The sequence below is a fragment of the Microcystis sp. M144S2 genome (genome assembly GCF_020246065.1).
Taxonomy (GTDB): domain Bacteria; phylum Cyanobacteriota; class Cyanobacteriia; order Cyanobacteriales; family Microcystaceae; genus Microcystis; species Microcystis ichthyoblabe_A.
Genome location: NZ_JADBTR010000145.1, coordinates 26,911 through 52,997 on the forward strand (window position 1 = coordinate 26,911; position 26,087 = coordinate 52,997).

The 26,087-nt window shown below is 43.0% G+C and carries 27 protein-coding genes; 11 read left to right on the forward strand and 16 right to left on the reverse strand.

The window, feature by feature from the left end; genetic code table 11:
* Window positions 1-57 precede the first annotated feature (57 nt).
* Window positions 58-753 (reverse strand): choice-of-anchor R domain-containing protein, encoded by a 696-nt coding sequence (locus tag IM462_RS16720; RefSeq protein ID WP_287701942.1) that lies wholly within the window; start codon window positions 751-753, stop codon window positions 58-60.
* Between the two features lie 1,097 nt (window positions 754-1,850).
* On the opposite strand from IM462_RS16720, the gene IM462_RS16725 reads away from it, so the two are divergent.
* The 3 genes from IM462_RS16725 to IM462_RS16735 are packed head-to-tail and all read left to right on the forward strand — an operon-like array spanning window position 1,851 to window position 4,217.
* Window positions 1,851-2,513 carry a potassium channel family protein gene (locus IM462_RS16725; protein ID WP_287701944.1) on the forward strand — a complete coding sequence of 221 codons (663 nt, stop codon included), beginning with the start codon at window positions 1,851-1,853 and terminating at the stop codon, window positions 2,511-2,513.
* Between the two features lie 33 nt (window positions 2,514-2,546).
* A complete protein-coding gene (locus tag IM462_RS16730) occupies window positions 2,547-3,323 on the forward strand; it encodes a DUF2092 domain-containing protein (RefSeq protein ID WP_287701946.1) in 777 nt (258 codons plus the stop codon).
* A gap of 21 nt (window positions 3,324-3,344) precedes the next feature.
* Complete coding sequence (locus IM462_RS16735; RefSeq protein ID WP_287701948.1) at window positions 3,345-4,217, forward strand: DUF6515 family protein; 873 nt, start codon at window positions 3,345-3,347, stop codon at window positions 4,215-4,217.
* Here IM462_RS16735 and IM462_RS16740 read toward each other — a convergent pair.
* Complete coding sequence (locus IM462_RS16740; protein WP_287701950.1) at window positions 4,214-7,276, reverse strand: sll1366 family intein-prone helicase; 3,063 nt, start codon at window positions 7,274-7,276, stop codon at window positions 4,214-4,216. The two genes, IM462_RS16735 and IM462_RS16740, sit on opposite strands and share 4 nt — an antisense overlap.
* Before the next feature lie 201 nt (window positions 7,277-7,477).
* Between IM462_RS16740 and IM462_RS16745 the strand changes: the two genes are divergently transcribed.
* The gene (locus IM462_RS16745; RefSeq protein WP_012263945.1) at window positions 7,478-8,266 is read left to right on the forward strand and encodes a pentapeptide repeat-containing protein; all 789 of its coding nucleotides are present in this window, start codon (window positions 7,478-7,480) and stop codon (window positions 8,264-8,266) included.
* On the opposite strand, the gene IM462_RS16750 is transcribed toward IM462_RS16745, so the two are convergent.
* Both IM462_RS16750 and IM462_RS16755 read right to left on the reverse strand, forming a co-directional pair.
* Window positions 8,263-8,697, reverse strand: a complete 435-nt coding sequence (locus tag IM462_RS16750; protein ID WP_002754959.1) for an ArsR/SmtB family transcription factor — start codon at window positions 8,695-8,697, stop codon at window positions 8,263-8,265. The genes IM462_RS16745 and IM462_RS16750 overlap by 4 nt on opposite strands.
* A 29-nt stretch (window positions 8,698-8,726) precedes the next feature.
* Complete coding sequence (locus IM462_RS16755) at window positions 8,727-8,903, reverse strand: metallothionein (protein ID WP_287701953.1); 177 nt, start codon at window positions 8,901-8,903, stop codon at window positions 8,727-8,729.
* Window positions 8,904-9,216: 313 nt separating this feature from the next.
* Here IM462_RS16755 and IM462_RS16760 point away from each other — a divergent pair, with 313 nt between their 5' ends.
* On the forward strand, window positions 9,217-9,861 hold the full coding sequence (locus IM462_RS16760) for a Uma2 family endonuclease (RefSeq protein WP_287701955.1): 645 nt from the start codon (window positions 9,217-9,219) through the stop codon (window positions 9,859-9,861).
* A 94-nt stretch (window positions 9,862-9,955) separates the two neighbouring features.
* Here the strand turns inward: IM462_RS16760 and IM462_RS16765 are convergent, their stop codons facing one another.
* Complete coding sequence (locus tag IM462_RS16765) at window positions 9,956-10,528, reverse strand: DUF2808 domain-containing protein (protein WP_287702006.1); 573 nt, start codon at window positions 10,526-10,528, stop codon at window positions 9,956-9,958.
* A gap of 153 nt (window positions 10,529-10,681) precedes the next feature.
* On the opposite strand from IM462_RS16765, the gene recF reads away from it, so the two are divergent.
* Window positions 10,682-11,809 (forward strand): DNA replication/repair protein RecF, encoded by a 1,128-nt coding sequence (gene recF / locus IM462_RS16770; RefSeq protein ID WP_287701957.1) that lies wholly within the window; start codon window positions 10,682-10,684, stop codon window positions 11,807-11,809.
* Between the two features lie 98 nt (window positions 11,810-11,907).
* On the opposite strand, the gene rpiA is transcribed toward recF, so the two are convergent.
* Window positions 11,908-12,618 carry a ribose-5-phosphate isomerase RpiA gene (gene rpiA, locus IM462_RS16775; protein ID WP_149985664.1) on the reverse strand — a complete coding sequence of 237 codons (711 nt, stop codon included), beginning with the start codon at window positions 12,616-12,618 and terminating at the stop codon, window positions 11,908-11,910.
* Window positions 12,619-12,690: 72 nt separating this feature from the next.
* Window positions 12,691-13,218: an RNA recognition motif domain-containing protein gene (locus IM462_RS16780; RefSeq protein ID WP_287701958.1), complete on the reverse strand. Its 528-nt coding sequence runs from the start codon at window positions 13,216-13,218 to the stop codon at window positions 12,691-12,693.
* A 562-nt stretch (window positions 13,219-13,780) separates the two neighbouring features.
* Between IM462_RS16780 and IM462_RS16785 the strand changes: the two genes are divergently transcribed.
* Both IM462_RS16785 and IM462_RS16790 read left to right on the forward strand, forming a co-directional pair.
* On the forward strand, window positions 13,781-13,981 hold the full coding sequence (locus IM462_RS16785) for an NblA/ycf18 family protein (RefSeq protein ID WP_002791926.1): 201 nt from the start codon (window positions 13,781-13,783) through the stop codon (window positions 13,979-13,981).
* 133 nt (window positions 13,982-14,114) lie between these two features.
* A complete protein-coding gene (locus tag IM462_RS16790) occupies window positions 14,115-14,996 on the forward strand; it encodes a universal stress protein (protein ID WP_287701960.1) in 882 nt (293 codons plus the stop codon).
* 79 nt (window positions 14,997-15,075) lie between these two features.
* On the opposite strand, the gene arsC is transcribed toward IM462_RS16790, so the two are convergent.
* From arsC to IM462_RS16810, 4 genes are all read right to left on the reverse strand, one after another.
* Window positions 15,076-15,471, reverse strand: coding sequence for an arsenate reductase, glutathione/glutaredoxin type (arsC, locus tag IM462_RS16795; protein WP_271947643.1), 396 nt, complete (start codon window positions 15,469-15,471; stop codon window positions 15,076-15,078).
* Window positions 15,472-15,494: 23 nt separating this feature from the next.
* A complete protein-coding gene (gene arsH, locus IM462_RS16800) occupies window positions 15,495-16,142 on the reverse strand; it encodes an arsenical resistance protein ArsH (RefSeq protein WP_002750383.1) in 648 nt (215 codons plus the stop codon).
* A gap of 9 nt (window positions 16,143-16,151) precedes the next feature.
* On the reverse strand, window positions 16,152-17,297 hold the full coding sequence (arsB, locus tag IM462_RS16805) for an ACR3 family arsenite efflux transporter (RefSeq protein WP_103112036.1): 1,146 nt from the start codon (window positions 17,295-17,297) through the stop codon (window positions 16,152-16,154).
* A gap of 125 nt (window positions 17,298-17,422) precedes the next feature.
* Window positions 17,423-17,761, reverse strand: coding sequence for an ArsR/SmtB family transcription factor (locus IM462_RS16810; protein WP_079205464.1), 339 nt, complete (start codon window positions 17,759-17,761; stop codon window positions 17,423-17,425).
* Between the two features lie 174 nt (window positions 17,762-17,935).
* Between IM462_RS16810 and psb30 the strand changes: the two genes are divergently transcribed.
* Both psb30 and IM462_RS16820 read left to right on the forward strand, forming a co-directional pair.
* The gene (psb30, locus tag IM462_RS16815) at window positions 17,936-18,055 is read left to right on the forward strand and encodes a photosystem II reaction center protein Ycf12/Psb30 (protein WP_002736367.1); all 120 of its coding nucleotides are present in this window, start codon (window positions 17,936-17,938) and stop codon (window positions 18,053-18,055) included.
* 241 nt (window positions 18,056-18,296) lie between these two features.
* Window positions 18,297-19,853, forward strand: coding sequence for a M16 family metallopeptidase (locus tag IM462_RS16820; RefSeq protein WP_002776347.1), 1,557 nt, complete (start codon window positions 18,297-18,299; stop codon window positions 19,851-19,853).
* A gap of 405 nt (window positions 19,854-20,258) precedes the next feature.
* Here the strand turns inward: IM462_RS16820 and IM462_RS16825 are convergent, their stop codons facing one another.
* Window positions 20,259-20,660, reverse strand: coding sequence for a sll0565 family protein (locus IM462_RS16825; protein WP_287701965.1), 402 nt, complete (start codon window positions 20,658-20,660; stop codon window positions 20,259-20,261).
* Between the two features lie 72 nt (window positions 20,661-20,732).
* Here IM462_RS16825 and IM462_RS16830 point away from each other — a divergent pair, with 72 nt between their 5' ends.
* Entirely contained in the window at window positions 20,733-21,014 is a 282-nt protein-coding gene (locus IM462_RS16830) for a DUF6439 family protein (protein WP_287701968.1), read from the forward strand.
* Here IM462_RS16830 and IM462_RS16835 read toward each other — a convergent pair.
* The 4 genes from IM462_RS16835 to menA all read right to left on the reverse strand — a co-directional run bounded on the left by IM462_RS16835 (window position 21,011) and on the right by menA (window position 25,987).
* Entirely contained in the window at window positions 21,011-21,412 is a 402-nt protein-coding gene (locus IM462_RS16835; RefSeq protein ID WP_149973853.1) for an ATP-binding protein, read from the reverse strand. The genes IM462_RS16830 and IM462_RS16835 overlap by 4 nt on opposite strands.
* Window positions 21,413-21,753: 341 nt before the next feature.
* Window positions 21,754-23,121, reverse strand: coding sequence for a 23S rRNA (uracil(1939)-C(5))-methyltransferase RlmD (rlmD, locus tag IM462_RS16840; protein WP_287701970.1), 1,368 nt, complete (start codon window positions 23,119-23,121; stop codon window positions 21,754-21,756).
* 82 nt (window positions 23,122-23,203) lie between these two features.
* The gene (locus IM462_RS16845) at window positions 23,204-24,898 is read right to left on the reverse strand and encodes a helicase HerA domain-containing protein (protein WP_002737662.1); all 1,695 of its coding nucleotides are present in this window, start codon (window positions 24,896-24,898) and stop codon (window positions 23,204-23,206) included.
* A gap of 180 nt (window positions 24,899-25,078) precedes the next feature.
* Window positions 25,079-25,987, reverse strand: a complete 909-nt coding sequence (gene menA, locus IM462_RS16850; RefSeq protein WP_287701972.1) for a 2-carboxy-1,4-naphthoquinone phytyltransferase — start codon at window positions 25,985-25,987, stop codon at window positions 25,079-25,081.
* Between the last annotated feature and the right edge of the window lie 100 nt (window positions 25,988-26,087).

The window sequence follows — 26,087 nt, forward strand, 5'->3', positions numbered from 1 at the left end:
ACCCTCGTTTACTAAGGCATCATCGATGACGGAAAGATGTTTCCATTCAGCTAATTTCTAAGCACGAGTAGAGAGTTTTTTCAGCCTAGAGGCTAACCCCAATCCGCCTAGTCCTAACAAGGCAACAACGGAACCCGGTTCGGGAATATTAGTAGGGGGAGAAGTGTTTACTGTCCCGTTAACGCTGAATTGAAAAGGCCCAGACCCAGGAAAAACACCCCAGATATTTGAAGCCCCTTGATCATTACTAAAAATAGCCTGATTACCGATTGACCAACCAGGCAACCCTGTTTCTACGGTAGAATCAGTCTTAGCCCAAAAATATTCTCCACTACCGACCAAAATCCCTGCAACTAACCAGTAAGTAGTATTAGCGGTTAATAGTTGCGGATTAGTAAGCGTAAAATCGTAATTGTTAGTGACACCAATGGAAGGAACATTGAAACTGGTTATCTCAGTGGTTGGATTTCCAGCGACGTTGGTATAGAGTTTAACAAACAAAGAACCCGAAGTGAATTGACCAAACCGAAGAGTGACCGAGTTAAGAGTATAACCATCACTGGCATTGCCAGTTTGAAAGCTTGAACCCACCCATTGATTATTTTTTACCTCGAATCCTAGGTTATTTGGATTTGGTTCATTTAGGTTCTCAACGAGGGTGTCGGCAGAAGCTTGTTGTCCTAAGCTCAAGGAAAGAAGGAGAGCAAGGCTGCTCCCCCCCATTTTCGCCAAAAGTTGCTGATTTTTGGTCATTTTTCAAACTCTCAAGGTTAAAAAGGATAAAGTTGATTTCCATTGATGGTTTATCTTCTGAGGGCTACCTCAGTAAATAATCCTTGCAATAACTTAGCATAGATTCCTAGCTTCTGATAAGGTAAATCTGGACTTTCCCCATAGAGAAATAATAAAAAATCAACAAAACCCTTTTCCCCTTGAAAATGGACGTTCGGCGATGCTCAGACGTTCGGCGAAGCTCAGTCGAGCCGTCGAGCCGCTGTACCGTTGACTGTATCTGGAGTAGAGCGATTCCGTAGAGTTGGCTGTATAGTGATCGCTAACCTTATTCTAACAGATGGTGTCATTAATCTCTAGAGTAAGCGGTTCCCTCTGTAGCCATGTTTTTGCTGGTTTTCTGCCCCGGAACAAGTTATATTGGTAGAAGGGTCAAATTTGAAAATTTTTACCTCAAACCCTATCTGCGTAAGGACTTCAGGAGTTTGCATTTAGCAGTTTATTAGTATTGAATCGCTTTAACTCAGGCTCTGTAAGACTTTTAGCCATAGCTATCCCTCTTCTGGGACTTTCGCAAATCCCTGACCGCATCTAGGCAAATTTCGGGTTTCTGTTAGTCAGCACTCGCTTGAAGGCTTACCCCATAAGAGAGCCAGAGTTGAGAGACTGTAAGATTTTTGCCAGAGTTCCAGAAGAGCGATATAAGGATACTTTTAGTAGCGATTAATGCCATCCTTTTTACTTCTAATATCAAAATTGATGGATGCATTATAAAAACAACTTAATCCCAAAGTTACTTTATTTTTCGACTAATCTGACACTGTTACTGCTAGTGACTCTGTTGGTTTTTTCTTAAAAAAAAACGATGGGGATTAAATCTGACTAAAGTAATAGTAAATCCTGTTTTGAACAGCTGATAACAATCAATGATAAGTTAGCCAATGACAGTTAGTCAAGTATTATAACGAGATTTAGTATTAATTGTACTATATGCTAAAATCTGGACGCTAAGATCTAACTTATCCCTCTTCTGTCAGAGGAGGGATAAGTTAGAATAGAGAGAAAAGCCCTCAAAGCGAGAGTTGATATATGGTTAAGTCAATTAAAGGTTCGCTGCTATGAAATTTCGTCAATTGATGCGGGCAACAGAAAATAAATACAATCGGCTGCTGGCAAATCTAGTCTTGCTCTACATTATTTACCCATTTTTAGTATATCTACCCCTGGGAGATTTGCTGATTTTCTTTTTCTTCTCCCTCTCCCTGATCATCGCCGTCTATCAGATCGATCGCAGTAAATTGGCTTTAAGATGTAATATCAGTCTGTTTGTAATTGCACTTATCCTGAGAGTATTCGGCAGGATTATCCCTATTTATAGCGATTTAACCGGTTGGTTCGATCTGTCTAGTACATTAATTTCTCTAGCTTTTATTAGTTTATGCGTGTACTCGATTTTACGAGAATTAATTCTCGCCGAACAGGTAACATCCGATATCATCAAAGGGGGAATTTGTGTCTATTTTCTCCTAGGATTTTTCTGGGCATCCGCTTATAGTATTGTTCAGATTTTCGAACCCGATTCCTTTAGCTCCGCCGCTAAAACCGTCAACCAGGCGGATATAATTCATTTCAGCTTTACTACCCTAGCTACGGTTGGCTACGGTGATATCGTTCCTACCAGTAAAGTCGCTAGAGTTTTGGCCAATTTAGAAGGAATGGCTGGAGTTCTCTATCCCGCCGTTTTTATCGCTCGTTTAGTCAGTTTACACAATGGTCGTTAACCAAAACAATCGATCGCCTTGGGGGAATATTAGATGATTATGCGTCGCTTTATGCCGATTCTTTCTTTACTTTTGCCTTGGGTCACTGCCGCAGGAGTCTTGGCGGAAATACCGACTCTATCCCAGGAAATCCGCCCAAAAACGGCGGAACAGGTGATCGAGCAGCTCTGTGCTAATTTAACCAAACAGCGATCGTTCACCGTCAATATGGATGTCACCTATGACGATTTACTCGACTCCGGGGCGAAAGTTCAGTACAGTGCCTATCAAAACATCTGGGTAGAGAAACCCGATCGCCTGCGCTCGGACTACACTGGGGATGAACGAGTTACCCGCTTTTTTTACGACGGTAAAACCTTCACCCTTGCGGATATGGAACGGGATCTATACGTCACGAAACCGGCTCCGAATACTCTAGATGAAGCCTTAGACCAAGTAGAGCAAAGGTACGGGATCACCATTCCCATGTCAAATCTGGCAGCGAACGATCCCTGTGCAGATCTAATGGCCGATGTCAGGCAAATTATTTTTATCGGCAACAACATGGTTAATGGTGAACAAATGTATCACCTGCTGCTGATCGGTAGCGATCGCGATTATCAAATCTGGGTCACGCAGGATGCCACCCCCCTACTGAGGAAAGCGATTATTACCTATAAAACTCTACCCGGTTCACCCCAGTACACGGCAATATTATCCGACTGGAATTTTAATCCCAGTACACCCGCCGATACTTTCACTTTCCAACCGGGATCAGAGTCGATCCCTATCGAACTTCTACCTACTAGGAATAATCAATCCCAGCCATAAAAAAATCAAGGAGTCCGGGCCATGAAAAGATCTTTATGTCAAAACTTATGTGTTCTTGCCGCCCTCCTTTTGGGTACAAGTTTACTGATCACGGATTATGTGGACGCTCGCGGTGGCGGTGGTGGCGGCGGTGGTCGTGGCGGTGGCGGTGGTAGTCGTGGCGGTGGTGGAGCTTCCCCACGGGTTAACCGCAGTAGTGATCTGCAAAACCGAGGGAATTTCAGTAATCGTTCCCAACCCTCTAGAGATTTCAGTAATCGTTCCCAACCCTCTAGAGATTTTTCTGGAAGACAGGGGGAACGGCAAACCAGTCAACAAAACCGTCAAGGGGAACGCACGGAAAGACAGGGTGAACGGCAAACCAGTCAACAAAACCGTCAAGGGGAACGCACGGAAAGACAGGGTGAACGTCAAGGGGAACGCAGCGAAAGAACCGATATCCGTCAAGGGGAACGCACGGAAAGACAGGGTGAACGGCAGCAGCAGGTTGGTGATCGCCAACAGAACCGTCAGAACTTTATTGACGATAATCGCAACGGTTACTGGCGTGGTGGCGGTTGGTACGGTGGCGGTTATTACGTCCCCCCGGGTTGGGGTTGGGTAGGGTTAACCACTGGCTTAGTCATCGGTTCAGCGATCGCTACTCTCCCCCCCTACTACAATACCGTCTATGTGGGTTCCACTTCCTACATTTACTCGGACGGCATCTATCTTCAGCCTAGCGGCAGTTCCTACACGGTGGTGGCCCCGCCAATCGGCGCAATTGTCACCTATATCCCAGACGGCTGCACCACAATTACGGCTGACAATACGCTTTATTACAATTGCAGCGGTATCTACTATCAGCCCCTATTTGAGAATGGTTCCACGGTTTATCAGGTGGTTCGCTTCTAATCGGTTTCTTCTTCATCAATAATTGCCGATCGATCTAATAATAATAAATCTCGCAGGCGATCGGTATCTAATTCTGTTAACCAATTTTCCCCAGCATCTACGGTTTGTTCCGCTAATTGTTTTTTGCTTTCGATCATCTCATTAATGCGTTCCTCTAGGGTTCCCGTACAGATGAATTTATGTACCTGAACATTGCGTTTTTGTCCGATGCGAAAAGCGCGATCGGTGGCCTGATTTTCTACTGCTGGATTCCACCAACGATCGATATGAAAAACGTGATTAGCGCGGGTTAGATTTAATCCTGTTCCCCCTGCTTTCAGGGAGAGAATAAAAATCTTTGGTCCTTGGGGATCATTTTGAAAGCGCTCGATCATTTCTACCCGATCTTTTGTTTTGGTAGAACCGGAGAGAAATAATATTTCCTCGGCTAATTTTTTCTGGAGATGGGTTTGTAGGAGTTTTCCCCACTCGGCAAATTGTGTAAAAATTAAAGCTCGATCGCCTTCTGCTATCACTTCCTCTACCATGGCTTCTAAGCGTAATAATTTCCCCGATCTTTGACTGGTTTCTAAACTATTTTCTTTCAAAAAATGGGCGGGATGATTACAAATTTGTTTTAGTTGCATTAGCAAGGTTAAAATTAATCCATGTTTCTGAATTCCTTGAATTTCTTCAATTTTCTGGAGCGTTGTCTCGACTAATTGTTGATAAAGTTGTCCCTGTTCTTTCGATAAACCACAAAAAATATTCATTTCCTGTTTTTCTGGTAAATCTTCAATAATATTTTTATCGGTTTTCAATCTCCGTAAAATAAAAGGACGGACGAGGGAACGCAAATTATGCAGCGATTCTTGATCGCCGTATTTTTCAATGGGAAGGGCAAAACGACGCTGAAAAAATGTTTGAGTTCCTAAAAAATTGGGATTGAGAAAATCCAAAATTGACCACAATTCCGTCAGGCGATTTTCTACGGGAGTTCCCGTTAAGGCAATCCGAAATCCTGCGGGTATTTTTCGCACTGCTTGGGATTGTTTAGCCGTAGAGTTTTTAATATTTTGAGCTTCATCTAAAACTAAACCTTGCCATTGTACTGCTTCTAAACTGGACAGATCACGATAGATTAAAGGATAACTGGTAATAACAACCGATTTATTTTTTACCTCTTGAGCAAAAGCTTGACCTTTTAATCTTTTTTCGCCATGATGCACAAAAACCGCCAGGGTGGGAGCGAATTTTCTTAATTCATGTTCCCAGTTATTAACCACAGAAGTGGGAGCCACCACTAACACGGGATTAACTAACATATCCTCTTCTTTTAATGCTAGTAAAAAAGCGATTAATTGCGGGGTTTTTCCTAAACCCATATCATCCGCTAAACAAGCACCTAAACCCCACTTTTCTAGGAAAGCTAACCAACTAACTCCCTTGATTTGATAGGGACGTAATTCCCCCCGAAATTCCCGCGGTGGGTTGATTAATTGAATCCCTTGATTGTTATTTAAATTATCAATTAATTCCTTTAATGCTCCCTCCGCTTGGAAATTAACTACCGGCAGTTTAGCAATTAGATTATTATCTCCTGAACTCAAGCGCAGGGCATCCTCCACCGAGAGATTCAGGGGAGCGATGGTATTATTTAAAATTGCCTGAGCTGCTTTGACATCCGTAGGTTGTAGGATTAACCATTTGCCTCCCACTTCCACCACTGGCGATTTTTTCTCTAATAACTTATCAAAATCTTTTTTCGATATTTCCTGTTCCCCTACCACTAATTTAAGCTGAAAGTTTAATAAACTGGTTAAACTTAATCTTTCTCCTTTTTTGGGAGTTACACTGGCAGCAATCTTAATTCCTAATCTTTGTTCATTACTACCGGCAGTTAAACCCGTGGGCAAAATTACCCCTAATCCCTGATCTTGCAATTGCCAAGCGATCGAGCGAATAAACTGATAAACTTCGATCGAATCAAGTGAACATTCCTCCGGGTGTCTCTGCTCTAAACTAATTCTAATCGGTTCGTACAATCGCGATGCTAATCCTAATCCTTTTAAGAGAATTTCCTGGGGATTATTGACAACTCTTTGATAACTATGATAACTTTCTTTCCCCTCTAACCAAATCAACTTGGCACTAATGAGAAATTCGGGATCATCTAACGCTTGTAAATAATAGGTGAGTTTCCACGCTGTCCCTAAACTGGGAGGTTGTAAAGATAAACAGACACGGTATTGATTCTCGATTAATTGGCGATTATTGCCATTAACCAAACTTTCTTGGATAGGAAACACCCAGTTATGATAAGCATTTTCTAGACGCTGTAAATTCTTGGCTTCTAAGGCAATCTCATGATGATCACCGCTTAAAGATTGTAGCCAAGGTTTCACCATCAATGAGGGGGAAATATTAACACTACTATCTATCTTTTGTCGCAAACGAGCATCGACAATATTTTTTAAGCAATCGAGAATAATTGTTTGTGGTTCGCTATTTTCTTGATAGGCAAGACAGACCGGGGGGATGGTTTGGACAAACTTAGCTAAACGAGTGCGATCGATGGTACTATCTAGCAGGGGATACCAGCAACTTTCACCCTGATTTATTCCCGCTAAAAATTTTCCCCTTGCTAATAAATCTAAACTCCAACGGTGCAAATACAGCCAAAATCGTAGATCATTGCCGATAAATTCGGCCTTAGCTAGGGGTAATTTCTCCCATAACTGTATTATCATCCCCGCAGAAAAAGTTAATCCTGATATCTGCCATGGTTGCCAAGACAAGGATTTAGCTGTGGGTTCGAGAATTTGCCCAGACAGCAGCGGTAAAAAATATTTTTTCCTAGGGGGGGAATAACTAGGCAAACTGAGCTTGATTGATTCTGGAGAATAGCAGTCAAGCTGAGGGGAAAATTTCTCGATAAATTGGGCTAATTCCCCAGATTCTAGACAAAAAGGATGATTTTCCTTTGTTTCACTTAATTCTTTCCCTTGCCACTGTTCACCCCAAAGAAAAAAAACACTATCTTGCGAACCAATCAGCCAATTACCGTGTAGAGTAGTCATTATGAAATAGGGAAATTCCTCTAAAAAACTTGCTGTTGAAAAGGTAATAAATCTCGATTTTGTCACTGCTTCTGACGTTAAGAGCCTCTAATCTTCTATTTTAGTGGACAAGGGCTGATTTCTCAAGCAGAATCTAGTTAAGCGATTAGCCCCGATCGCATGGTTATTATCAATAAGAATAAATAGAGTTCTTTTTAAACTATGTACAAATCGATCGCCCTAACCCTCGTCCTCAGTCTTCCCCTGAACTTCTCCCTAGTTGGTTATGGGGAAGATTTAAACCACCTACAGCAATTATTATCCACCCGAAAATGTCCCCAATGCGATCTGAGCGGTTCGGGGTTAGTGCAATCGAATCTAGTCGGGGCAAAATTAAATGGGGCCAATCTCGTCGGGGCCAATCTTAGTCAAGCTAATTTAAGTGGGGCGGATCTGAGTGGCGCAAATTTAACTGGAGCCTCTCTTTTTGGTGCTAATCTCACTGGAGCGAACTTAACCGGGGCAATCTTGACGGGTGCGGATTTAAGAGGCACTTATCTCAATAATGCTAACCTCGACAACACCAAACTAGACACTGCATACGTGCAGGGTGCGGTGGGAATTCCCAGTAGTGCCGGTACTCCTGAACTATTCTATGGTCTAGGGATGGTGGAAGGAAAACAGGGACGCACCAGCGCCGCTATAGAAAATTTTAATAAAGCCTTGACAATTAACTCGGAATATGCTCCAGCTTATCTGGCCCGGGCCATGGCTCACTATCGTCTGGGACAAAATGCTCTAGCGGCCCAGGACGCTCAAATGGCTTCGACTCTCTTTGAACGACAAGGTAATACCCCCGGTTACGAAGCGGCAGAGAATTTTATTAAAGGCATGGAAATCGCCCTAAAACCGCGAGAACAAGGTGGTGGCAATGCTCAATTAGACCAAATGGTGCAGGGGATTGGTTCTCTGCTTTTACAGTTTGTTTTACCCGCTTTGGGACTGTTTTAATCCTCGTCCGCTGGCTCTTCTAAATGTTCCGAGACCGCGTAATAAAGGTCAAGAACATGGTGATCGGCAAGACGATAAAAGACTCTCCGTCCCTGTTTTTGGTATTTAACTAATCTTAAGGCTCTTAGGGTTCTTAACTGGTGCGATACGGCCGATTCACTCATCCCTAAGTCGTCGGCTAAGTCACAAACACATAATTCTTGTTTGGCTAAAAGCGACAGAATTCTGAGGCGGTTGGCATCCCCCAAAAGGCTGAAAAATTCGGCCATTTTTTGGGCTTTTTCGATTTCTAATCCCTGCAAGTGCTGGAATTTCGCCTCTTGGTGATGGGATTCCCCACAAACCGGCGCTATTTTCTCTAGGGCCATATTTTTTCCTGATCGGTTATTAAGGGAAAGTTGAGAAAGGGAGGTATCGATCAAATCTTCCATGCCGATACTTGTCCCCTTCTCCCCAATAACTAAATTTGACTGCAAGAACAGCCCTGGTGTCCACCGCCTTTCTCGTTCTCGTTAACGTGACCATTGGCACAAGCTTGGCAACAGTAGTATTTATCGTTTTCTTTGATGGCATCGGCGATCGATACTTGACACGTACAGGATTCACAAGCACATTTCATGGTGGTGACAGCGATCATGGTTACTACCTCTGAACTTCTTTACTGACTTTAGTATAACATCTGAACAGATGTTCATGGATTGAATAAAGTTAAATTTTTCTAAAATTCAGACGGGTGGGAAGTTCTCCTTGATCAGTGATCAGATTTGAGTTTTCAGTTTGCATATAGAGATTTTCACGTTACTGAGGTATCGACAAGTTTTGCCAACAAAGAGTTTAAGCCCCTTGCCCATGCCTCATTCTGATGAAAACTGCTATATATAGTCTAAGGTAGAAAAAAGTTAAATACTGACTAAACCGCCCAATCATAACAACTGAGCCGACAAATTCTGATGTTATTAGCATTAAAACAACTAACTGTTACCCCAGGCGACCGCCTGTTGTTAACTTCACTCACTTGGCAAGATTATGAAAAAATTCTTGACGAATTGGGAGATCGACGGTCAATTCGTCTATCTTATAGTCAAGGAACTTTAGAAGCAATGACTCCTCTTTTTATTGATGAAAACACCAAAGTTTTAATCGGGGATTTGGTTAAAGTTCTCCTGGATGAATTAGAGTTAGACTATGAACCCGCTGGATCGACAACCTTTAAAAATCAGCAAATGGATCAAGGAATAGAACCAGATGAGTCTTTTTATATCGGAAATTGTGCTGCTATCAGGGGAAAAAAGCGACTTGATCTGGCTATTGATCCCCCTCCCGATTTAGCAATTGAAATTGATATCACTAAGCGAACCCGATTTAATAATTATGAGCGATTGGGTGTTCCTGAATTGTGGCGATATAATGGAGAGAGACTGGAAATCAATGTTTTGCAAGGATCAGAATATGTTGAATCTTGCCAAAGCCGACTATTTCCTCAATTTAATCTAATAGAAAAAATTCCAGAAACGCTACAAAATAGTCAAAAAATAGGTAGTGCAATGGCATTAAAACAATTCCGAATTTGGGTCAAGCAAACGCTTAATACCTGACTTCAAATGTACAACGAAGTCAGGGAACTGAGGTTTTCTACTGTCTTTTTACTGCTCACTGTTTACTGCTCACTGTGTTTAGACGCGGAACAGCCTACCAGCGATCGCCAGCCTCATAAATTGCTAAACGTCCGACACCTAGATATAATCCGGGAGAATTCTCCCCGGGGGGATAAGCAGTAATTCCAAACTGATAGACACCACCATAATCGGGATTTCGTACTGGTTTCAGACCGATGGAAACGGTATTACCGGGGGGGACAGGAGGATCAAAAATGACCGTGATCGTCTGAGTCTTGGGGTCAAAAGTAGTGGATTTTAGGGTTAATTTTTCGCCTCGCTGATTGCGATCGCCAAGAAAAGCAAAGGTTTGATCGAGAAGAAAAGCAATAGTTTGAATATTGGGCTGCTGTTGTATGGTTACTTTGCCCAAGGGCGCCCCGAGAGACGGCGGTAGAGCGATGGTAAGATAGTATTTTGCTCCCCAAGCACGCACGGATTGGAAAGTAGCGGAGAAATTAACCAGAGTGGGAGAACTCTCAAAAAATATTCTGCCATCGGGAAATTGTCCTGCGAGAGAGACAGAAGCATCAAAAGCGAGTATAGCCATCAAAGCCAGCTTAGACAGACTTTCAATCTGTTTTAAAGGCAAAAAGGGAATTTTCAAGGTAAAAGCTGCTATAAAATACTGATTGTCAAGGGGAATTATACCAAATTCACTTAACACCGCTGCCATGATCAGTTGTCAGTTATCAGTTATCAGCTGTTTTCTCCCCACTTCCCACTTCCCACTTCATAATTCCCCAACCCCCAACTTGCAATGTATCTAGAACACCTGCACCTTCACAGTTTTAGAAATTATGCCGAACAGGTGCTAAAATTCGAGTCCAAAAAAACAATATTATTGGGCAACAATGCTCAGGGAAAATCCAATTTACTAGAAGCGATCGAACTTTTGTCCACTCTCAAGAGCCATCGAGTCAGCAAGGATCGGGATCTGGTGCTAGAATCGGACTCGGAGGCGAGAATTTTTGCTAGGGTTAATCGTCTTTATGGAGCATCAGAATTAAGTTTAATTCTCCGTTCTTCCGGTCGTCGCACCGTGATCCGCGACCGTCAACCCCTGCGCCGTCATCTCGATTTTTTGGGCGTGATTAATGCGGTACAATTTTCTAGTCTCGATCTGGATTTAGTGCGCGGTGGTCCGGAAGCTCGCCGAGATTGGTTAGATACTTTATTAATTCAATTAGAACCCCTATACGTTCATATTTTACAGCAATATAATCAGGTTTTACGACAAAGAAATGCTCTCTTAAAAGAGATTCGTAAACAGGAATTAGAGGGAAAAGTTTATGCGGATTTATCCCAACTAAAACTCTGGGATTTACAACTAGCAGAAACTGGTTCAAGAGTAACGAGAAGAAGAGCGCGAGTCCTGCAAAGATTAATTCCTTTAGCCCAAAAATGGCACGAAAGTATTAGCGGAAAAACGGAATTTTTAGAATTACAATATGTTCCCAATGTGCCTTGGCTAGAAGATGATGTCAATGGGGTACAAAGGGCTTTTTTAGATAAGATTGAAACCCGTCGTTTGGCAGAGAAACAACTAGGGACATCGGTAGTCGGTCCGCACCGGGATGAAGTGGATTTTTTAATTAACCAAAACCCCGCTAAATCCTACGGTTCCCAAGGACAACAAAGAACCTTAGTTTTAGCCTTGAAATTAGCGGAATTACAGTTATTAGAGCAGATTATCGGGGAACCTCCTCTACTACTCCTCGATGATGTTTTAGCCGAATTAGATATCGAACGACAAAATCAATTATTAGATGCGATCGAAGACCGTTTTCAAACTTTAATTACCACCACTCATCTCAGTTCTTTTGAGTCCCGTTGGTTGCAATCTTCCCAGATATTTTCTGTCAAAAAGGGACATATTTTTTATTAGCCTATAGCCTCTCTTTATTTTGCTCTTTGTCTGTATATACCCATAATAACAAAACAGGCCGCAGGCCTGTTTCACTATTAGATTAAGAATAATTAATCCTACCTAATCTCGCGGACTACCGGCTTACCGTCGATAATTTCACCGACGAGAATCAGATCAGCAACCCCGACAAATAAACCATTTTCTAAAACCCCCGGCATATTATTAATAGTTCTTTCCAAATCAGCCGGATCATCGATACTATCAAATTTAACATCGATAACTAAATTGCCTTGATCTGTCACCACGGGGCCAGCTTTTTTCACTCCCATGCGCAGGGAAGGTTTACCACCGAGGGCCTCTAATTTCAGCATAACTGGAGTCATGGCCATGGGTAACACTTCCACCGGCAAAAGAAAAGTCGATCCCAACTTATCCACCAGCTTATTGCCATCCACTACCACGACGAAAATATCGGCGAGACTATCGACAATTTTCTCCTGAGTATGGGCGGCACCGCCACCTTTAATCAGGTTTTTCTGGGGATCCACCTCATCGGCCCCATCGATGGCGATATCCATCTTCACGATGACATCGAGGGTAGTGAGGGGAATTCCGTACTTCCTAGCCAAAACTTGCGCTTGAAAAGAAGTAGGAACCCCGACAATATTGCTGATTTCCCCGCTTTGCAGTCTAGCGCCCAAATATTCGATCGCATAGGCCGTCGTTGAACCAGTTCCCAATCCCACGACTGAATTAGATTGAACTAGATTAGCGGCGGCCTTACCGACCTCCTGTTTCATAAGAATGACCGGATCGATTGCTGTCATGATGCACATTCCTAAAAGCGATGTTTTGAACCTCTTAGTTATCGGCTATCCCTTGCCCTCTTGTCAATGCAATTAGGGATTAGTGGCCTGAGCTGCTAACATTTCCTTGAGTTTAGCCAATTCATTGGCCCAACGGGGATCCGGCTGTAAAGCGTCACCATCACCGGTAACTTTCGGGGTACTGCTGCTACCCCGTTCAGCCTTGCGTTTTTTGCCGCCGCCGCCGCCACTGGATTTGCGCGGTGCTGCCGTCGTCGGTTTCGGAGTTGGTCTTTCGACTTTTTCTGGGGTTTCTACGCTTGCCTCCGTGCCTTCTGTTTCTTCCCCTTCTTCTTCTTTACCTCCCTTGCTGCGGGGGAGAGCTTTCTCGATTTTGATCGGGTTTTCCATGAAGGATTGGCCGTTGTATTTTTCGATAAACTGGTCGGCTAGTTCATCGCTAGGGACGGTAACGAAGGCAAAACCGCGACATTTGCCGGTTTTGCGGTCTTTGATGACTTTAGTGGTAATCGTATCCCCTTCATCGGCAAAAAGCGCCTGTAATTTTTCGCGCTCGACGGATTCTTTGGGCAAATTACCAACGTATAGACGAACGGACATGATGGATTCCTCCAAGTATAGGTTGATGTAAAAACTTGTGCGACATTCCGTGCCTGTATCCTGATTTTTTTAAGGCAAACAGAGCTAAGGAAGATGTTTCCCAGCGATAAGCTTGTAGTTTCTGCACGATAGCGGCTGTGGCCGTCAATTTCGACTATCCTTAACGATTTCAACGAGAGTAACGGAATCTAGGAGTTACGCTTTTTAGCTGTTAACAGGGCTAATCATTCAACTTACCCGATTTATGTCGCTCTCTTCGATTATTACAGAATGTTTACACAATTTGTCAAATATTTTCTCTCGCTCTGGGCTGCCTAAGTATAACTACTTAAGTATTTGTTCACAGTAAGCAAAATTTTATGAAAACTCTTGCTAAATGTATCATTATATGCTTCTTTCCTTTTGGCGGCGGGGTATCCTAGCTAACGGGAGGAAAAAAGCAAAACCCTCTCTACAGATACATTGACACTTTGTCAAGTATTTGTTACATTAGTTAAAAAAGGTGATACCGATCACCAATCTCGCTTGTTATCAACCACTGTCTTCATCGAGGAGGAACACCATGTCTCAACCGATCGAACTTTCCTTAGAACAACAGTTCAACATTCGTTCTTTTCAGACTCAGGTAGAAAAAATGAGTCAGGAGCAAGCGCAGGATTTCCTGATCAAGCTCTACGAACAAATGATGGTCAGGGAAAATATGTACAAAGCTTTTCTCAAACACCAGTGGGGTCTAGATTCTAATCCCTGGGCCTCCCAGTAACTCATTTCACCCCTGCGGGCGACCTCTTTCTCCGGCTGGGTTTCTCCGGAAACGAGCTAGGGATGCGGGGCGCATTTCTTCACCTTTTTAGCTATTCTTAGGGAAGAATAACCGAATTGCTAGGGGTTAATTTATGTTCGAGCGCGCTTTGATCTGTACAGATCTTTTCGATGGTCTCCATCGTCTTGTCCATTGTGTGCCACACTTAGCCCTGAGCGGCTTAAAACAAGTTATCTTCCTCCACAGTATTCCGGTTTGGGAACAACCCACCCTAGCTGCCGTAGATCAAGGAAAAATTGACGCGGCTAAAGAAAAATTATCCCCAGCTTTAGCAAATATTCCCGACGGTATGACAGTTATTGTCGAAATCTCTAACCGTCGTCCCGTGGATGCCGTGCGGGAAATCCTCGCGCATCACTCTATTGACGTGATTTTGATGGGAAATCCCATGCGCGGTGCCGTCCAAGAAAAATTATTCGGTAGTACCAGTTTAGCGATCGCAGGTATGACCGATATTCCGCTGCTGATTTTCCGACCGCAATTATTATCAGTTTATACTCGCGATGAATTGGCCCTGCGCTGTCAGCATCTCTGGAAACATTTATTAATTCCCTACGATGGCAGTCCCGACGCGATTTATCTAATTGAACAGATGGAAAAATACGCCAAAACCCGCGCCCCCGGCTCTTTTGAGCAATGTCTCCTCGTCCGGGTAGTGGAAAATATCAGTCGCGATCCCAGTGTCACCGAATCTCGTTTAAATGATGCCCGTCGGGAATTAGAATCGGTGCAAGTGCGACTAGAAAAACTCGGTTTGCAAGTACAGAGCCAAGTGCGACAAGGAACACCTGTATTAGAAGTTTTGACGGCAGCGGAAGAAGATGACATCAGTGCCATCGCAGTGGCTACCTGCCATCGTTCCAATATGTTGGAATGGTTAGCCGTGCGTCGGATTAATGAAGATATTCTTCATCAACTGTGGTTCCCCTTATTATTTTTCTCCCCCAAGGGATAGGCTAGAAAAAAGATTATCTTGGGGATAAACCACAGAGACACAAAGGACAGAGAGAAGAGCCGAAAATTTTTTGGGAAAATTAACTTAACTGCTCGATTAATCCAATAACTTTAGCCTTAATTTCATCGCGAACTCGGCGAAAAGTTTCGATAGGTTGACCATCGGGATCATCAATTAACCAATCCTCGAAAATTTCCTGCAAAACCCATCCTTCCGGCAGATTGACACCGCAACCACATAGGGAGATAACGGCATCGTAATCTTCAGGATTAAAATCCCTAATTGGTTTAGAAGTTTGGTCGGTAATATCGATACCAATTTCCCCCATAACTTCGATTGCTCCGGGGTGAACTTTGGCCGCTTCTAATCCGGAACTTGTGACGGCAATTTTACCCGCGCCTAAAGTTTTAGCGAAACCTTCGGCGATTTGGGAACGACAGGAATTTTTTCTACAGGCAAACATAACTTTTTTCATGATTTTAACTCCTAGAAATTGATTTAATTAATAGCTTTATGGGCAATTGTGGCTATTTCTTGGGCGGCTTTTTCTTTCCTTTCACTATAGCGATCAGTCAGATAATCTACCTGATCCCGCAGGAGAATGGTAAACTTATAAAGTTCCTCCATTACATCAATAACTCGATCTCGATAGGGGGAATCTTTCATCGTGCCATCCTCGTTAAACTCCTGATAAGCTTTAGCCACCGAAGATTGATTAGGAATAGTAAACATTCGCATCCAACGACCAAGAATTCGCAGAGTGTTAACCGCGTTAAAAGATTGGGAACCTCCGCTTACTTGCATAACTGCTAAAGTGCGTCCTTGAGTGGGTCTAACCGCACCAATACTTAAGGGAATCCAATCAATTTGGTTTTTGATAATGCCGCTAATATTACCGTGAAGTTCGGGAGATGACCAGACTTGACCCTCGGACCATTGACTTAATTCTCGTAGTTCTTGCACCTTGGCATGAGTATCGGGAACACTGCCATAAATCGGCAATTCACGCGGATCAAAAAAGCGCACTTCTGCCCCATATTCAGTGATAATTCTGGCAGCTTCTTCTGCTAGTAAACGACTGTAGGAACGTGGCCGCAAAGAGCCATACAGAAAAAGAATTCTTGGTTTGTGAGTCGATTGGATCATGGTGAATAATTATTTGTAAGGACTCAAGCAACGAGGATCGAGAAGGGTGGCTTTTTCTGGATCTCTGGGAAACCAAAAGGCGGTTTTTTTACAGAATTCTACCAACATTAACATCACAGGTACTTCAATCAATACCCCCACTACTGTCGCTAAAGCAGCCCCCGAATTCAATCCGAATAACATCACCGCAGTGGCGATCGCTACCTCAAAATGATTACTAGCACCAATTAAAGCAGCGGGAGCCGCATCTTCGTAAACTAAATTGAGTTTGAGAGCGGCCACATAACTAAGTAAAAAAATCAGATTAGTTTGAATAAAGAGGGGAATAGCAATCAGGAAAATATGCAGGGGATTACTGACGATTAAATCGCCTTTGAAAGCAAAGAGGAGGATTAAGGTTAGCAATAAGGCAGTGATTGCCACAGGACTGAGATAGTGAAGAAAACGCGATTCAAACCAGGCCCGTCCTTTATGTTTAAAAATCCAGTGACGGCTATAGATACCAGCAATAAGCGGTAAACCAACGTAGATTAACACAGAAAAAACAATGGTCTGCCAAGGGACTACAAAATTATTAGCTGCCAGTAACCATTTACCTAGAGGAGCGTAGAGAAAAAGCATCGCTAGGGAATTGACTGCTACCATAATTAGGGTATGACCCTGGTTACTGTAGGAAAGATAGCCCCACATCAAAACCATGGCCGTACAGGGAGCAATTCCTAGTAAAATAGCTCCAGCAGTGTAGGAACTAGCTAAACTTACCGTCTGTCCTCGGATAATCTCCGTTTGACTCAACCAAGGCAGAAATAGCCAGCCGAGAAAAAATTGAGCCAGCGCCACCATGGTAAAGGGTTTGATCAGCCAATTAACCACTAAAGTTAAAATAACTGGTTTGGGAGTACGGGCAGCCCGAAGAGCTTGAGAAAAGTCGATCTTAACCATGATCGGATACATCATGAAGAAAAGACAGATGGCGATCGGAATAGAAACGTTATAGATACTCATGGCATCTAAAGTCCGCGCTACGTCCGGAAATGACCGACCGAGGGCAATTCCCGCCAAAATACAGAAAATAACCCAAAGGGTAAGGTATTTTTCAAAAATACTAAGGCTACCGCCAGCTTTGGCGGCTTTAGGATTGATTTGATTAGTCATCGCACAAAGGTGGAAAGAGAATAATGGGAGATTGGGCAACCCACCTTTATTATTTCAAAAAAAGTTGATATGTCAAGGGTAAAAGCCAGTCATAAAGCTTTAATATTTCTAAAAATCTTGATCGGTTACTGATTTTCCTCGCAGAAACGAGCGGGGACGAGGGCGGCAAAACGACGATATTCGGATAGATATTCTTCTAGGAGAAGAAATTGAGATAGATTGAGGCTGTAGTAGATCCAACGACCCTCTTGACGACTGCGGACTAAATTGGCTTCTTTTAGCGTTTTTAGGTGAAAAGATAATTTAGATTGTGCGATATCAAGATGGTCGCGCAATTCACAGACGCATAATTCCTGATGTCGCAAAAGTTGCAGAATTTGCAGTCGCAGGGGATCCGAGAGTGCCTGAAAACCAGTATAAATCCGGGTTAACGAGTCGGGAGATGTGGCCAGAGAGTTGAACATTGAGATTGCCCCTAGTGGGAAGGAAATAAGAAAGCGGGAAAATTCAGAATTGCAACAAAACTTTATGTATTTTTGTATCGAATCAGGAAAACCAGCGAATCATCCCCTGTATGATAGACAATGGTTTTGACCAGATTAGCCTTTTAAATCATTGTAAACAGGTTAGGAGACATCATGGAATTATTTGCGGCTCTCAATTTAGAACCCATTTTTCAACTCACCTTCGTGGCGCTAATCATGTTAGCTGGCCCCTTTGTCATTTTCCTACTAGCTTTTCGTGGTGGCGACCTATAAAAACCGCCTCCCCCCCCATTGTTATTCGTGCTTTTTTGACTTCTCTCCTCTTTAGGGAGAGATTTTTTGTCTAAAAGTCAGGAGTCAGGAGATAGGAGTCAGGAGATTGCTTTTATTTATTCTCCCCACTTCCCCACTTCCCCACTTCCCACTTCCCCACTTCCCCTCTCCTAACAATCGACTGCTAAGATCGAACAGAGCGAGAGATCGATCGCTCCCACGATACCTGATAAAACTATCTATGATCATTAAAAATAACCCCTATTATCGGGCTGTAATCGGCTTTTGGGTCGCTTTTCTTGTGTTTTGGGGTTTTGGGAGTTTCTCACCCCTTCTTGCCCAAGCGAAAGAGCAACCAGCCGATGTACAATCGATTACCCCCTACCTTAAGCAATTTCAACAAAAAATTACCGAATTTCGCCTCGACAACGGACTAAAATTTATTATCCTAGAAAATCGCGATGCCCCTGTTATTTCCTTTGTCACCTACGCGGATGTGGGAGGTGCCGATGAACCGGACGGTAAAACAGGAGTTGCCCACTTTTTGGAACATTTAGCCTTTAAAGGCACAAAAACCATCGGTACTAGCGATTATCTTAGCGAGAAAAAAGTCCTCGATCGCCTTGAAGCTATAGACAAAGAACTGCAAGCGGCCAAAAAAGCGGGTAAAAGCGCAGAAGTGGCTAAATTAACGGAAGAATTTCAAAAAACTAAGGCAGAGTCCGAGAAATTCGTCCAACGCAACGAATACGGGCAAATTGTCGAAACTCAGGGAGGAGTCGGTTTAAATGCCACCACTTCCAGCGATGCAACTAGCTATTTTTACAGTTTCCCGTCGAATAAATTGGAATTATGGATGTCTTTGGAATCGGAACGATTTTTAGAACCGGTGTTCCAACGGGAATTTTACAAAGAAAAAGACGTAATTCTAGAAGAAAGACGGATGCGGACGGATAATAGCCCCTTGGGTCTATTAATCGAAGCTTTTCTCGATCAAGCTTATACTGTCCATCCCTACAAACGTCCCGTTATCGGCTACGATCGAGATATTCGCAATCTGGAACCCTCAGATATCCAAAACTTTTTCGATAAATTTTATCCTGCCAGTAATTTAACCATAGCTATCGCCGGGGATGTGGACCCAGAACAGGTCAAACAGTTAGCTAAGGTTTATTTTGGTCGTTTTCCCGCTAAACCGAAACCCCCACAGGTGACGGTAGTGGAACCGAACCAAACCAAAACAAAGGAAATTACCCTAAAATTAGCCTCGCAGCCTTGGTATTTAGAAGGATACCATCGTCCCGCCCTCAATCATCCCGATCATGCGGTTTACGAGGTTATTGCCACTTTAATGAGTGAAGGAAGAACTTCGCGACTGTATAAAGCTTTAGTGGAGGACAAACAACTTGCCCTCGCTGCCCAGGGATTTAACGGCTTTCCGGGGGATAAATACCCGAATTTGCTGTTATTCTATGCTCTGAGCGCTCCTAATGTCAGCCTGGAGGAAGTAGCGCAGGGTTTGAATTTGGAGTTGGAAAGATTGAAAAATGAACCAGTTTCGGAACAGGAATTAGAACGGGTTAAAAATCAACTACGGGCAGCCCTATTAAGAGGTCTTGATTCTAACATGGGCATGGCGCGATCTTTGATCGAATACGAGGTAAAAACCGGCGATTGGCGTAATTTATTCGCCCAATTAGATGCTTATAATGCTGTCACGGCAGCCGATATTCAACGGGTGGCTAAAGAAACTTTTACCCCCGAAAATCGCACTATTGGCCGAATTTTACCGAAATAGATAGATGGGGAGATAGGGAATTTTTCAGTGAGCAGTATTAGGTGAGCATTCACTGAAAAAAAGCTACCTTCTCTCCTTCCCAGTGCCGTCTTAAGTAGCTGGTTATAATTAAATTAAAAATGGATTTTAGCTTCGATCCCCCCTGCCCCCCTTGATAAGGGGGGTGCCGATCCCCCCTTAATCCCCCCTTGATAAGGGGGGTGTCTGATAATTTTTAACGCCTACCTACTTAACAAGTAATTTATACTAAATCCTAAGACTTTTAGACTTTTTTTCCCTCAAAAAGTGCCTACCCTTGGAGTGATCGGGGGTAAAATTCAGGTACTTTTTTCCTGAAAATTAGGTACTTTTTACCTGAAAATCGGTAAAACCCCACACCCCACACCCCACTTCCGGTGCAGTTAATCACCCAGTGCAGGATCGCAGAATCCAACCCAGTAAAATTCCAATACCACCAAAGCGGACAATTTGCCAAAAAACTTCCCCCAGCAGTCCGCGACGGATTCCTTCCCAGAATAAGCGCTTTAATTCCCCTTCTTTAAGTAAATTGCTTTCTAAAATTACCTCTAATTCTTGAATCTGTTCGCGAATTTGTACTAATTCCTTTTCTAGTTCAGGTAGGGGATTTTCCCGCCATTGGGGTTCTATTTCGCTAAATTGTGCTTCTATGTCTTTTTTTTGCTGTTCTGCTTCGTTGATCTGTCGATAACGGTCTTTTAGTGATGCGATCGCCGCTTCGACTTCTTCAATCGCTTCGGTAAATTCTGCCGATTCATCGTTAGGGTATGGGTTTTCTTCTAAGGACATGGACTCGATCCGATTGCCTGCGTCTAAACTATAGTTATAGACGATTTTACGGTTTTACGAAACCTTTTGATTATGATTCCATCCCCTGTCTCTTCCTCATCTCAGACTATTGATGATCTATCTACCTTGGAATTGGCGCGGATTTTGGCGGAACGTTTGGCGATCGCACCGATTGACTGGCATCGTCTGAAGGCCAACCGTAATGCTCGGGCTGCTGAACAATTGGGGACGGCTTTGGTGTTTTTATTAGACAATCAGCCAGAAGAAGCACTTCCTCGGCTACAACAGGCTACAGGCTGGCTCGATCGCTCGATTTCTGCTCCTCCCTGTCCTTCTCACGGTCATGCTCATTAATTCAACCAGCGTTCCTGTTTAATTTGTTTACAAAGTTTCAGTTGGGTTCCTTGTTGATTCCAGTGAACTTGGTCGAAGATTTGATATAACATACACAGTCCTCGGCCATTTTCCGCTTCTTCGGGGGGAAAATTGGGGCAATCGCAACTACAGCCATGATGGTGACAACCTGGCGTAAATCCACAACCTTCGTCGGTAATTACCCAAGAATACTCGTCTTTACTGCTGGAAAATTGAACAACCACGGTTTTGCTGGGATCGAGATGATTGCCGTGTTTAGCGGCATTAACTAAAGCTTCTTGCAATCCTAATCTAATTTCTGGTTCTAATTCTTCGGGAATACTAGCGGTCAATAAATCTAAAATCGGACAAAGATACAAGGTGGAAGCGAAACTCATGGTGTTCCAGCTTCGTTTTCCTGTGGGCAGTGAAATAGCAATCACGCGCTTTACCTCTAGCTTATATTCAATGACTGTTCTCTTACAGAAAGATTAAGGTCTCTCAACCGTCGATCTAGTTGATTGCCATACCTAATGAGTCATATTTTGTCCCTTTTCTGTCTCTGAGATGGATTAGATATTTTTATGATTGATCTACAAACCAATCGAAAATCAAGGCAACTTTGAGCGGGTGATTAATTAAAAAAGCGGCTGATTGGAACGGTTCCTAATATGCTATTATCCCTAACCGTTGACTTTTCAGGTATAAACGGCTAAAGTGTCAGGTTTTTCCTCATCTCTCATCCTACCATATTTGTGTTTTTTTGTCCAAGAAAAGCGGCGCATTCAACGTGGGGAGTTTGGGGAAAGAAATCGGCGGTTTGCACTTCTAGCAGTTGATAATCACCTGTTTTACAGAGATATTGCAAGTCTCTGGCTAAAGTTGCACTTTGACAACTGATATAAACAATGCGTTGACTTTGCAGCTGTAACAAACTATCAAGGACAGAGCGATCACAACCTTTGCGGGGCGGATCGAGTAGAATAATGTCGGGTTTAACTGTCAGTTGCGGTAAAGTTTTTTCTACTGCCCCTAAAATAAAGGTTGTATTGGTAATATTATTTAATTGGGCGTTAATCTTGGCTCGATCGAGGGAAAAGCTATAGGATTCTAGTCCAATCACCTCTTTAACCCGTTTAGCGAGGGGTAAAGTAAAAGTACCGATACCACAGTAGGCATCAATAAGAATTTCTTCACCTTTAAGCTCTAATTTCTGGGAAATAACCGCCAATAAAGCTTCAGCAGCCTCTGTATTAACCTGAAAAAAGGTATCGGCAGCTAATTGATAGGTTAATCCGGCAAACTTTTCGGTAATATAATCCCGTCCGGCGATAGTTGTGGTCTGAGCGCCAAAAATAGCATTACCTCGATCGGGGTTATAATTCAGGGTTACACCGACTAAATTGCCGTATTTTGCCAGCCATTGCTGCGCCTGTGCCTCAATTCCCTGTAAATTATTATCGGTACTAATCAGGGTTAATAAAACTTCTCCAGTGTGGCGACCAATTCTTAGGGATAAATGGCGTAATTGTCCTTGGTGGGTCTTTTCATCGTAAATTGACCAGCCTTGACCCTGAATATCCTGTTTTATCTCTGCTAGAAACGGATTTAAAGCCTGATCTTGAATTGGACATTGATTGAGATTAATCAGATGATGGCTGCCGCGACGATAATAACCCGCTTGCACATTGCCGGTGGGGGAAAATCCGAGGGGATAGGTAGCTTTATTGCGATAAGCGAGGGGAGAATTACCGGTGAGGGGAGGATAAACCAAAGGATCGGTAAAACCACCAATTCTGGTTAATACCTCTTGTACTTGCTCTTTTTTGACCTGAAGCTGAAATTGATCCTCGATGTGTTGCCATTGACAGCCACCACATTTATCGGCAACGATGCAGCGGGGACGGATACGATGGGGAGATGGTTGTAGAATAGTTTGTAGTTTGCCGATCGCATGACTTTTTTTGATATAGGTGATGCGAGTTTGAATGCGATCGCCAATAACCGTATCTGGCACAAAAATCACCTGTCCTCGGTATTTTCCCACACCTTCGCCCGTATGGTTGAGGTCGGTAATCTCGATCTCGATTAAATCACCTTGTTGCATAGTTAGGGAAACCAGTTTTCATCTAGGGTTTCTTCTCAGTAAAAATAACCCAACTCTATTCTACAATCAAAAGTTAATTTTTCTAAAATCCTAGATCAGCTTTGGCAATTTTGGCCGCCGCTAAAACTTCCTCATCGGGTAATTCTCGCCAGTCGGTTGCACCTATTTCAGTATAGAATTTTTGATCGTAGGCGCGAGTACGAATTACTACCGGCATAGGGACCGCATGACCTAAAACTAAAGCCTGTTGTTTTGAGTCTAATTTAGCTAAAACAGATCGCAAACTTCCCCCTCCAGAAACCCCAGTAAATATGGCTTCGATGTCCTTTTCATCGTTTAATAAACAGGTGATTCTCGTCCCTACCTGAGACATAACTTCGTTATCAATTCCTGAAGGTCTTTGATCGACAATTAAGAGAGTAACAAAGTATTTTCGCATCTCCCTGGCGATAGTTCCAAAAATAGTTTGATGCACCACGGCAGAATCTAAAAATCGATGAGCTTCTTCAATGGTAATCACTAACTGTTGCGGCCGATCAACGGGGTTTTTAGTTTGTAAAAAATATTCAGCTTTTTTAACATAATTAGCATGAATCCGACGGGTGATCATATTGGTGGCTAACATATAGGAAAGCATATTACTTTGGGAGCCAAATTCAATGACAACGTGCTTACCCGCATCTAAAGCTTGCAACACCTGATCGATATAATTGTGGGGACAAGAACTTCTTAAATATTTCAAACTATCTAGACGCATTAATTTTCTCTGGAGGGACATGATTGATCCCGCATGGCCTTGTTTTTCTGTACAGAAGATTTTAATATCCTCGTTACTCATATTCAATAACTGAGTAATCCAAGATTCTCCATACTCGTTATAGAGAATATTGGCATTATCTAAACTAGCTTCCGAGATGCCTAATTCCCGACCGATTAAACGAATATCTTCGATTTCAATTTGATTATAACTTAAGAATAATTCCTGCGCTCCTCTTACTCCCCGGCGTTTGGTAGAATCGGGATCGAGGGTATAAATTTCCACCTGTCCGGGGAATAATTGACATAATCCTTTCACCGTAGAAACCTCCTTCCCTTCTTTCATCGCTTCCCAACCGTATTCCGAGTGCATATCAAACATGAGGTTAACCCCTGCTTGTTTGCGAATAATACCCGAAATTAAGAGCCTGGTTAAAAAGGATTTTCCCGTCCCGGATTTGCCAAAAACACCGTTACTACGTTCCACAAAGCGATCAAGATTAATACATATTGGCACGTCCATGTCAAGGGGTTGACCAATAGCAAAATTCTTTCTGGTGGGATCATCTTCCCAACCGAAAACCATGCGAAAATCCTGCTCACAAGCTTCATAAACTTGGCTAAAATGGGCGGGAATAGTTTTAACTGGCAGTAATTCTAAATCGGCACTGGTTTGGGGTTGAAAAGAGCCTAAGGAAGTGTCGGAAACTGCCGGGGAATTACCTCCAGTCGGCGTAAACATGAGCATAGGTGATAGTTCAATAGTACCATAAGTACCGCTACCCGCTAAAACATCGCGCATAAAACTATCATCGGGATGGGGAGGATTCGCGATAATCCGGGGACTGGAGTTACCCAGGGAGACATCGGTGAGGAGACAGAAAAAACGCGAGCGAGTGCCTTGCACCACTAAAAATTTACCGACGCGCATATCCTCCACGGAAATATCCGGATAAAGACGGATTTCTAAACCTTCACTCAGGGAACCTTGAATAACCGATCCGAGGGGCTGTTCACTCATGCTAACCTTTATTTGTGGCGATCTATCTCCCTATTCTGTCACTTTTCCGTTAATCGGTGCAAACTCGATCGGGTACAGTCATCAGTGATCAGTGATCAGTAAACAGTAATCAGTGAACTTAAAACTCAAAACTAATAACTGATAACTGATAAAGGGGTTTAAGAAAAAAAATCGGGTTGATCAACGGGAAGCAAGGAAATAGCCAAGGGAGAAGAGAATGCCACTAAAAAAGTGAAGATTAACCGCTATAAACTTGCAGTTACTGACTAGCTGAGGTTGGTCGTGATTTTGGTTAACGTGGTGGACTAATTGCCAAGCGAAAGGGAGACTAAGGAAGATTAAGAGAGTGAGAGGGGGATAAACTTGCAGCAGGACAAAAACTACCGTTAAAACGTAAACGAGAACCGTCACTGCGGTTAAAACTCTAGAACCTTTTAAAGTACCTAAACGAGCAATAGGTGATTTTTTACCCGCTTTGAGATCATCGGCAACTTGATGGAAATGGGAACAAAAAAGGATGATAGAAGTGGTAATCCCGATAATAATTGAAGCCGCTAGACTAGAGAGGGAAAAAGAACCTGCTTGGGAATAGTAGGCAGCCGCAATCGCCAAGGGACCAAAAGTAAAGAAACAGATAATTTCACCTAATCCTTGATAACCGAGACGGAAGGGAGGTCCCTGATAGGTATAGCCCAAAAAACAACAGAGGGCGATTAATTCTAGGATAATCCAATCGCCTCGCCCATAACTAATGGCAAAAATACCGGCGATGCCCAATAATAGAAAAAGATTACTCAGCCAGAAAATTAAAGATTTATTGCCAGTTAAATTAACGATCGAATGAGCTTTATTAACATCGATCCCAGTATCGGCATCAAAAACATCATTACTGAGATTTAACCAAGCGAGAATTAAAATAGCTGAGAGGATAAAAGTGGCAAAAATCGGCAGGGAAAATTGACCTGTTTCCTGATAAGCGATCGCTGTTCCCAAAATAATCGGTATAATCGCCACACTATACATTGGTGGTTTCAGGGCTGCTAACCAGAGTTTTTTGGGTGAGGGAGTGGTGATAGTATCGGTGGTCATAGCTGAATAATAATCAGGAAAACTCGATCGCTCTAGGGATAAAAAACGAGGGTTTAAGGTAGAATTATAGCTTTTTGTGCCTCCACTAGAAAGGCGGCAT

Excerpts from the sequence above, each read along its gene's own strand:
- IM462_RS16790 (WP_287701960.1), top strand. The coding sequence starts at position 14,115 with ATGTTCGAGCGCGCTTTGATCTGTACAGATCTTTTCGATGGTCTCCAT.
- IM462_RS16740 (WP_287701950.1), bottom strand. The coding sequence starts at position 7,276 with ATGACTACTCTACACGGTAATTGGCTGATTGGTTCGCAAGATAGTGTT.
- IM462_RS16825 (WP_287701965.1), bottom strand. The coding sequence starts at position 20,660 with ATGTCCTTAGAAGAAAACCCATACCCTAACGATGAATCGGCAGAATTT.
- recF (WP_287701957.1), top strand. The coding sequence starts at position 10,682 with ATGTATCTAGAACACCTGCACCTTCACAGTTTTAGAAATTATGCCGAA.
- arsH (WP_002750383.1), bottom strand. The coding sequence starts at position 16,142 with ATGATCCAATCGACTCACAAACCAAGAATTCTTTTTCTGTATGGCTCT.
- IM462_RS16760 (WP_287701955.1), top strand. The coding sequence starts at position 9,217 with ATGTTATTAGCATTAAAACAACTAACTGTTACCCCAGGCGACCGCCTG.
- psb30 (WP_002736367.1), top strand. The coding sequence starts at position 17,936 with ATGGAATTATTTGCGGCTCTCAATTTAGAACCCATTTTTCAACTCACC.
- IM462_RS16720 (WP_287701942.1), bottom strand. The coding sequence starts at position 753 with ATGACCAAAAATCAGCAACTTTTGGCGAAAATGGGGGGGAGCAGCCTT.
- IM462_RS16810 (WP_079205464.1), bottom strand. The coding sequence starts at position 17,761 with ATGTTCAACTCTCTGGCCACATCTCCCGACTCGTTAACCCGGATTTAT.
- IM462_RS16755 (WP_287701953.1), bottom strand. The coding sequence starts at position 8,903 with ATGATCGCTGTCACCACCATGAAATGTGCTTGTGAATCCTGTACGTGT.
- menA (WP_287701972.1), bottom strand. The coding sequence starts at position 25,987 with ATGACCACCGATACTATCACCACTCCCTCACCCAAAAAACTCTGGTTA.
- IM462_RS16735 (WP_287701948.1), top strand. The coding sequence starts at position 3,345 with ATGAAAAGATCTTTATGTCAAAACTTATGTGTTCTTGCCGCCCTCCTT.
- rlmD (WP_287701970.1), bottom strand. The coding sequence starts at position 23,121 with ATGCAACAAGGTGATTTAATCGAGATCGAGATTACCGACCTCAACCAT.
- arsC (WP_271947643.1), bottom strand. The coding sequence starts at position 15,471 with ATGAAAAAAGTTATGTTTGCCTGTAGAAAAAATTCCTGTCGTTCCCAA.
- arsB (WP_103112036.1), bottom strand. The coding sequence starts at position 17,297 with ATGACTAATCAAATCAATCCTAAAGCCGCCAAAGCTGGCGGTAGCCTT.
- IM462_RS16835 (WP_149973853.1), bottom strand. The coding sequence starts at position 21,412 with ATGAGTTTCGCTTCCACCTTGTATCTTTGTCCGATTTTAGATTTATTG.
- IM462_RS16780 (WP_287701958.1), bottom strand. The coding sequence starts at position 13,218 with ATGTCCGTTCGTCTATACGTTGGTAATTTGCCCAAAGAATCCGTCGAG.
- IM462_RS16845 (WP_002737662.1), bottom strand. The coding sequence starts at position 24,898 with ATGAGTGAACAGCCCCTCGGATCGGTTATTCAAGGTTCCCTGAGTGAA.
- IM462_RS16725 (WP_287701944.1), top strand. The coding sequence starts at position 1,851 with ATGAAATTTCGTCAATTGATGCGGGCAACAGAAAATAAATACAATCGG.
- IM462_RS16820 (WP_002776347.1), top strand. The coding sequence starts at position 18,297 with ATGATCATTAAAAATAACCCCTATTATCGGGCTGTAATCGGCTTTTGG.
- IM462_RS16830 (WP_287701968.1), top strand. The coding sequence starts at position 20,733 with ATGATTCCATCCCCTGTCTCTTCCTCATCTCAGACTATTGATGATCTA.
- IM462_RS16750 (WP_002754959.1), bottom strand. The coding sequence starts at position 8,697 with ATGGAAGATTTGATCGATACCTCCCTTTCTCAACTTTCCCTTAATAAC.
- IM462_RS16730 (WP_287701946.1), top strand. The coding sequence starts at position 2,547 with ATGATTATGCGTCGCTTTATGCCGATTCTTTCTTTACTTTTGCCTTGG.
- rpiA (WP_149985664.1), bottom strand. The coding sequence starts at position 12,618 with ATGACAGCAATCGATCCGGTCATTCTTATGAAACAGGAGGTCGGTAAG.
- IM462_RS16785 (WP_002791926.1), top strand. The coding sequence starts at position 13,781 with ATGTCTCAACCGATCGAACTTTCCTTAGAACAACAGTTCAACATTCGT.
- IM462_RS16745 (WP_012263945.1), top strand. The coding sequence starts at position 7,478 with ATGTACAAATCGATCGCCCTAACCCTCGTCCTCAGTCTTCCCCTGAAC.